12 protein-coding genes and 1 pseudogene are annotated in these 6666 nt (G+C 55.5%); 5 read left to right on the forward strand and 8 right to left on the reverse strand.

The window, feature by feature from the left end; genetic code table 11:
* The 3 genes from J2D77_RS16845 to J2D77_RS16855 form a co-directional block, all read left to right on the forward strand.
* On the forward strand, positions 1 to 631 hold a 631-nt coding region (locus J2D77_RS16845), incomplete at its 5' end, for a DsbC family protein (RefSeq protein ID WP_207847687.1).
* A complete protein-coding gene (locus tag J2D77_RS16850; RefSeq protein WP_207847689.1) occupies positions 631 to 1089 on the forward strand; it encodes a hypothetical protein in 459 nt (152 codons plus the stop codon). The genes J2D77_RS16845 and J2D77_RS16850, both read left to right, overlap by 1 nt.
* 97 nt (positions 1090 to 1186) lie before the next feature.
* The gene (locus J2D77_RS16855) at positions 1187 to 1441 is read left to right on the forward strand and encodes a type II toxin-antitoxin system Phd/YefM family antitoxin (RefSeq protein ID WP_207847691.1); all 255 of its coding nucleotides are present in this window, start codon (positions 1187 to 1189) and stop codon (positions 1439 to 1441) included.
* A gap of 37 nt (positions 1442 to 1478) precedes the next feature.
* Here the strand turns inward: J2D77_RS16855 and J2D77_RS16860 are convergent, their stop codons facing one another.
* The gene (locus J2D77_RS16860) at positions 1479 to 1733 is read right to left on the reverse strand and encodes a DUF2442 domain-containing protein (RefSeq protein ID WP_331000115.1); all 255 of its coding nucleotides are present in this window, start codon (positions 1731 to 1733) and stop codon (positions 1479 to 1481) included.
* Positions 1734 to 1778: 45 nt separating this feature from the next.
* Here J2D77_RS16860 and J2D77_RS16865 point away from each other — a divergent pair, with 45 nt between their 5' ends.
* On the forward strand, positions 1779 to 2342 hold the full coding sequence (locus J2D77_RS16865) for a MerR family transcriptional regulator (protein WP_207847692.1): 564 nt from the start codon (positions 1779 to 1781) through the stop codon (positions 2340 to 2342).
* On the forward strand, positions 2339 to 2920 hold the full coding sequence (locus tag J2D77_RS16870) for a PIN domain-containing protein (protein ID WP_207847693.1): 582 nt from the start codon (positions 2339 to 2341) through the stop codon (positions 2918 to 2920). Before J2D77_RS16865 ends, J2D77_RS16870 begins: the two co-directional genes overlap by 4 nt.
* 32 nt (positions 2921 to 2952) lie before the next feature.
* Here the strand turns inward: J2D77_RS16870 and J2D77_RS16875 are convergent, their stop codons facing one another.
* From J2D77_RS16875 to J2D77_RS16905, 7 genes and pseudogenes are all read right to left on the reverse strand, one after another.
* The gene (locus tag J2D77_RS16875) at positions 2953 to 3387 is read right to left on the reverse strand and encodes a hypothetical protein (protein ID WP_207847694.1); all 435 of its coding nucleotides are present in this window, start codon (positions 3385 to 3387) and stop codon (positions 2953 to 2955) included.
* A gap of 293 nt (positions 3388 to 3680) precedes the next feature.
* Positions 3681 to 4895: an AAA family ATPase gene (locus J2D77_RS16880; protein ID WP_207847695.1), complete on the reverse strand. Its 1215-nt coding sequence runs from the start codon at positions 4893 to 4895 to the stop codon at positions 3681 to 3683.
* Between the two features lie 274 nt (positions 4896 to 5169).
* Positions 5170 to 5451 (reverse strand): type II toxin-antitoxin system RelE/ParE family toxin, encoded by a 282-nt coding sequence (locus tag J2D77_RS16885; protein ID WP_207847696.1) that lies wholly within the window; start codon positions 5449 to 5451, stop codon positions 5170 to 5172.
* Entirely contained in the window at positions 5451 to 5642 is a 192-nt protein-coding gene (gene relB, locus J2D77_RS16890; RefSeq protein WP_207847697.1) for a type II toxin-antitoxin system RelB family antitoxin, read from the reverse strand. Before relB ends, J2D77_RS16885 begins: the two co-directional genes overlap by 1 nt.
* Positions 5643 to 5755: 113 nt before the next feature.
* Entirely contained in the window at positions 5756 to 5947 is a 192-nt protein-coding gene (locus J2D77_RS16895; RefSeq protein WP_207847698.1) for a hypothetical protein, read from the reverse strand.
* A 45-nt stretch (positions 5948 to 5992) separates the two neighbouring features.
* Entirely contained in the window at positions 5993 to 6286 is a 294-nt protein-coding gene (locus J2D77_RS16900; RefSeq protein ID WP_207847700.1) for a hypothetical protein, read from the reverse strand.
* Positions 6283 to 6666 (reverse strand): annotated as a pseudogene (locus J2D77_RS16905) (hypothetical protein); the annotation flags it as partial. The gene J2D77_RS16900 and the pseudogene J2D77_RS16905, both read right to left, overlap by 4 nt.

A 6666-nucleotide genomic window follows, 5' to 3' on the forward strand; every position in this document is an offset into this window, starting at 1 on the left:
CGCCGAAATCGGGGGCGTCATGTGGGACGCCGGCGGACGGAATATCACACGCGACACTGTCGCACCGATCCCCGGCGCCATTCCGACAGTGACCTGGAAGCCATCCGCGCATACCGGACAAAATGTCGCGCAGCCGATGGCTGCCCAGGCGACAGAGCAGACAGATCCCGTGAAAACGCTCGCGTCGAGTTCGTTTGGGCTTGAAGGACGGGAGACCGCGCCACGTCTCTACATGATCCTTGATCCGCTCTGCCCTTATTCCACCCGGGCGTTCACCGCGCTACAGCCCTACATCGAGCGGGGCGATATCCAGCTCGGCCTGGTGCCGATCGCCATCAACGATTACGAGAACGCTCATGCCAGCACGCCGGCCGCAATAGCGATGCTGTCGGCAGGTCGCAAAGGCATGGGGCAGATGTGGCACAAGATCATGGCCCAGGGTCACGCGCCAGGCGACATTGCCCAGACTGACAGTTCCCCCGCCCTTCTGCAGCTCAACATGGCCGCTGCCCATTCTGTCGGTCTGAAAGGCACCCCGACCTTCGTGTGGGCGGACAGCAAGGGAATGTCGCATGTCGAAGCCGGCTTGCCCGACGATCTGGCCCGCCTGGTCCAGGAACTGCATACGTAATGGCTGGCAGGGGCACACGGCGGGCCGGGCGTGTCGCATGGCGGCTTGGAGGCTGGCTTATCTATCCCTTGTACAGTCCGTTCGTGCGGAGCTATCAGCTTGCCCGGACCGGCACGGAGCTGGTGCGACAGATCCGTCTGGGCATGCCACCACCCGATCGCGATGTCGCGGATCTGATCGAAAGACCGGTCGAGGTCATCCGTCTTCTCAGACGGACGCGGAGATACGGCCGTCTCGCGCTTCTCCTGGCGATCGTATTTACGGTGCTGTCACTTTGGGCCTGGCTGTGGCGGGGTTTTCTACCGGTCGGCCCGACCTGCATCCGCTATATATCGATGGCCGTTCTTTTTGCCGCAGAGTTCCTGCGCATGAGTTACGCGAACTGGGTGCTGCGCACGGCCTCCCCTGGAGGCCTTGCGACTTTCATTGCGGATGGAAGAAACCTCTGGCCTCGATAATCGAGAGCTAACACGCAGCTTCACTCTCCCACCCACATCTCCTGCATTTACAGCAAAGACGTAAATGCTGTATTGAGAAGAATGTAAGGAGAATGTGATGCGTACATTTTCGACCAGCGACCTCTCGCGCAAGTCAGGCGACATAATCGCGAGCGCCCTGCAGGGGCCTGTTTCTATCAATCAACGCGGCAAGCCGCGTTTGATCATGCTTAGCGTCGAGCAGTATGAAGCGCTCATCCATGTCGCCGACAATCGCATTGCCGGCGCAACGGCAGACATGTCTGAAGAGATGGCAGGCAGCATTGCCAGCGCTATCGACAGCTACCTCCTGGAGACCGCTCCGGCACCATGAGCATGGCAATCCGCCCGGGCATGGTCTTGCGCTATCCCTATTTGTGGCATTGGCAGGCTACGCGGAGCGGCCTCAGGCAGCCACCCTTGGGGGGCGTGTCATGTCCGCCTGCCCTGCCAGCCGTCGAGATGTCCTCATTAAGGGCGTCCCAATGAATGCCAGAATAACTTAGTTCGAAATCTGCACGCTGCTCTGGTGACGCGTGAAGGAGGAATGGGAACCACGCCAGAGGCACCCCCAGGACACGACCATCGATCAGTTCGACCCACATGGTAACATCATCAAACCGCACGGCGATCAGCTCTATCGGCTGACGTGCTCACCGGCCTGAAGGCCGATGAGCACGTCAGTCATGGTGATGAGCAGGTCAGCGGCAAATGGCACTACGACACGATTGATGTGTTTCTTGCAGTTAAGACAATTAGGGCATATAAAACATTTTATGCATGCGGGAGAGGGCGACACGATGGTGATTATCGATGTGATGGCGACGCAACAAGAAATCGCAGAGGCTAAGCGGCAGGCAAAAAGTTTGCGAAAAATCGTCTCGAATGCAGATCCAGAAACCAAGGTGGAAATATCTGCTAGAAAGCTCATAAATCTTCTGCGTGTAGTCGATGGAGTTCACTTCAAGCCGCATTCTAAAAGCGAGAAATTGCGGCAATCGTCTGCCAGCGAGGAGGTTGAGGAAATTACGCCACAACAAGCGGCTGGGCTTCTGGGTATGTCGCGTCAATCCGTAATGAATCTGATCAAGGAAACGAAGTTGCACCCCCGGAAAGTTAGGACACGAAACAAACTAGCACTGAAAGAAGTTCTTTTACTTAAGGAATCCATGGAAAGGCGGAGACGTAAGGCTCTGAGGCAGTTGTCGGCTTTGTCTGAAGAATACGACTTTTGAGCACGATAATCGCCACGCTCGATGCCTGTGTTCTCTACAGAGGTATGCTCACGGATCTATTGCTTTGGATCGCAGACACCGGAATTTTCGTTCCTGTCTGGTCCGACGACATTGAGAACGAATGGTCTCGTAATCTCATCCCCCGGATCGGAGAAGCGGCTGTTAACAAGCGCCGGACCGAGATGGCAAATGCTTACCCCTCAGCGAATTTTCAAGCACCATCAACGCTCGTCACGCAAATACAAACTCAGTGCCAGACAGCCGGTCAAAAAAAAGACGCACATGTGATTGGAACTGCTGTGACTGCGAAAGCAGACTTTATTGTAACCTTGAATATCAAGGATTTCTATACTCAGGTTGTGGCCTCGCACGGGTTGAAAAAAATCAAACCGGACGCCTTCCTCCTTCACTTGCTCAGCACAGATCCGGCTCGCACGTTAGCCGGCGTTAAGGCGCATAGAACCAGCTTAAGAAGGACATCGCCGGACGCCACAACGTATATCGCAATGTTAGATGGGCCAAAGGTCGAAGCTTCCAGGTTCGCGAAAGCACTACTGCCGTCATTAGGCTCCATATAGACACCGTGGGCAACTGGTGCGGCCGCGTCTAGTTAAAATTGAAAGCGCCCACCATACCAAATCCACTCCGCGATGGCGCTGACGACATAAAGAAAAATGCCAATGAGAAACAGCTTGGCAAACACGCGCGCGGCCCTGAAGCCGATATAGAGGCCAGAGAAGCCAGCCACGACCAACGTCACCCGTCTGAGAACAGTCATGGAGCCCGCCCGTTCAGTCGACACAACGGATGGATCGGCCAAATGAACAAGCAGCAAAATGCGGCCAATCGCCGATGCAAATCCGGCACTGAGGGCGCCCACCATGCACGCAAACAGCAACATCGTGAAACCTTGCAATTGCAAGGCCGTCTGCCGGGATGAAGCATCCAGGTCAGAACGCACCGACAAAGGCTGCGTTCTATTAGCAAGCGAAATCCCAAAAAAACACAGGAGTATGTAGCAGACGTACGCGATGTTCAGAACCATACATCGATCCTACGAGGCTCAGGTGTTCAGAACGTCCCGGCTTTGCTGGCCGCAGCCTGCGCGCTCCACGCCGCATGTTCGTAGTCCGGCCGGTCGGCTGGATCGGTCGACTTGACGATCGTGCTATCGGACGATGTTTGTTGCATGATGACCATGTATGGCGATTGCAACCGCGAGGATTCCCAGAATGAGCGCGTAGCGAAATGCCTCATCCTGCTTGAGAGCGACAGGAAATGCCTCTTTAAGCCGTTCAGTAAATGAGCGGGCTTCCAAAGGGGGATGACCATCTTCGTTCATCCGTGATCTCCTCTTTTGACAGCATCTTCGATGTCGACGCCGCTGATCGTATGCAGGGCTTCCTGATTACGAGTTTTCAGCGCCATGACGCGTTCGGCATGCGACTCTCTTGTTCTCTCCCACAATGTTCGTACCTCTCGCCCGTTGCCGAAATGGGCGCCTCCCTGACGAATGAGTTCCTGGCAGGCGGGAAAGACGGCGGAAGTGGCGCTTTCATTCAGGAGAAAGCCTTCCTTCGTAGCATAGCCAACATAAATCTGGGCCAGTTCATCGATAGCATAGTCTGGAAATTCAATGGTGCGCGTAAAGCGCGACTTGAGGCCCGGATTGGCGGAAAGAAATCGCTCCATTTCAGTCGTATAACCGGCGACGATGACACATATGCGATCCCGTCGGTCTTCCATCAGCTTGAGCAGAGTGTCGATCGCTTCAGCGCCGAAATCATTCCCTGCGTTTTTTGGAGCCAGAGTATAAGCTTCGTCAATAAAGAGCACGCCATCCGTTGCCCGTGAGACGATCTCCTGAACCATAGGAGCCGTGTGGCCGATATATTGACCGACAAGTTGAGACCGGTCCGCCTCGACCATATGGCCCCGACGTAGATATCCGTAATCGTGCAGAATTTCGCCCATCAGGCGTGCTACAGTAGTCTTGCCGGTCCCTGGATTACCCAGAAATACACAGTGAAGAGAAGGGACAGAGGCCTTGAAGCCAGTTTTTTCCCTCTCTTTTTCGAGTTCGAGCCTGCGCATCAAGCGATGCACCTCATCCTTGACCGCTTTCAGGCCGATCATGTTATCAAGTTTCTCGATCGCGGTCGGACCTTTTCGAAATGCGGCAGCCTTTGCGGTTGGTCGAGGTGCCGCGTCCGGATGAGATGAAGGCGGTTGATCGTTCGGTGGCGACGACTTGAGTACCTGAGCATTTTGTTCGCGAAGCAATCTCTCCCGTTCGAGACGCGCCTCGCTTTCATGCCGATAGCGGTCAACCATTTCCTTCGCCTTGTTTCGGCCCAAAGTCATAGCACGTTCTGTGTAACGGGTCGCTTCTGGCGGTCCGTTCTCCATCACTCGCCATAGACGATAGGCTGCGAAAGCAAGCAAGGCGGGGCCAATAATCCAAGCGAAGTTCTGAAAGATCGACGAGATCCACGACAGAGCGATGAGGACAAGAATAACAGCAGCTGAAAGACGAATCAGATTGGCGGTCATGGTGTTGACTTGTCTATTTCGGATCGGAGACACATGATTTTTCTCGATTGTGTGGCAGCAAATTTTGAATACGGTGGCAGTAATATCGCTGTATTTTTACAAATTAGGCAGCAGGTCTGAGGGGGCCGATGAGTTCGCGCTTTTTCCTCAGGCTTCTCTCGATTTCTTGGGCAATATGTCCGAGGTCAGACTCACTGAGCTTCCCGGTGCGCAGTAATCCGATCTACTCGGTCGTCCATGCGTAGAAATCTCGGTCATAGAGGAGGAAGTGCCTTCAAAGAGGGAACTGACGGCGGGAGTGAACCACATTGACGATTTCAATACTCCTCGATGTTACGCGATACAGGATAACGTAATTCGGATGGGCTACGATTTCACGTAGGCCTGGAATACGGTCGCTTATCGGGTAGAGATAGGGGTGAGCCGACAAAGGAAGCACGCAAGAACGGAACCGATGCCACATTCGTTCTGCGGCTCCGATATTATCTTCGCCAATGCGCTCCGTGATACTTGCAAGGTCTTCGTCAGCAGTCTCTGTCCAGACGATAGGCAGCATTATGCGGCGTTGCGTTTGTGCAGCTTGGTAAGCCGTTCGGCCATGCGCCGTTCGACCTCATCATGCGGTATTGGTGGACGCGGATCGGCTATACTTGTGGCAACCTTAGCCTTAAGCCATGCGGTGTATTCGGCTTCCTGTTCGACCGTCTCGAACTCGGAGACGATGGGGGAGAGTGCTTGGCTCATCATGTGGCTCCTGTCGGTTGGTTAAAGCAACAGTATAGCATATCCGTTACCAGAACCACCATTTGCGCAGTCGTGGTTCTGCCAACTTCTGGGCTAATTCGCGCCAGTGATCGCGGTCACGCCGACTTTGCCAGCATGGGCTTGCGCATGCGCGGTTCGGCAGCGTAATGCGCTGTGACTTTCCCGCATTTAGTCAGTATTCCCATGCGAATCAACGCGTCTTTCGCTGTTTTCGGGGTCTTGGTATTTTTTTCTGTTTGCCGCTCAATCGCACGAAGCAGGGCAACCTGGGAGTGACTGTTCGACATGGACTTCACTCTACACGAAATCACGAATGGCTGTCACGTGCCGCCTCAGAACGTCCCGGCTTTGCTGGCCGCGGCCTGCGCGCTCCACGCCGCATGTTCGTAGTCCGGCCGGTCGGCCTGGTCCACGGGATCGGTCGGCTTGACGATAGTGCCGTCACGCGATGCGACTGCAGGCGCCCACTGTGCCGGGGCAGATCCGTAGGCCGCATACGGATCATACTGCGCGTGCACGACATGCGGTGGTTTCAGCGGCCGCGAATTGGCTGAACGGAGATTACCACTGGCGCAGCCCGTCAGCGTGAGGAGCATGGAAGCCGCCAGGCCGGTATGAAACTTCATGCGCCTCGCGCCGCCTTGAGTTCGGCTTCCAGTTGGGCAATCCGCGCGTCGCGCCGGGCAATCATCTGCTTCAGGCCGTCACGCGTCTGGGTACCCCATGCCTTCCACTCGTCACGATTGGCCCGGTTCGCTTCGGCCTGCTGCTGCGCTGCCTTCAGCTCTGTCCTGAGCTGGGCTGAGCAAGTTTCTTCCTTCTCGAGCGCAGCAAGTGCTTTGCCAAGTATCGCCCGCACCTCATCTTTGGACTGCCGATACATCTCGGCCCTCTGCTGCCACGCGTTCGCATTGGCAATCGCCTGGGAGAGAGCCTGAGGCAGGCCATCGAGATTATTTGCAACCCGCCGTAAGGTGCCTTGTATACCACCCAGCGCACCCGCTGT

It is taken from the genome of Acetobacter garciniae (assembly GCF_017377735.1).
GTDB lineage: Bacteria > Pseudomonadota > Alphaproteobacteria > Acetobacterales > Acetobacteraceae > Acetobacter > Acetobacter garciniae.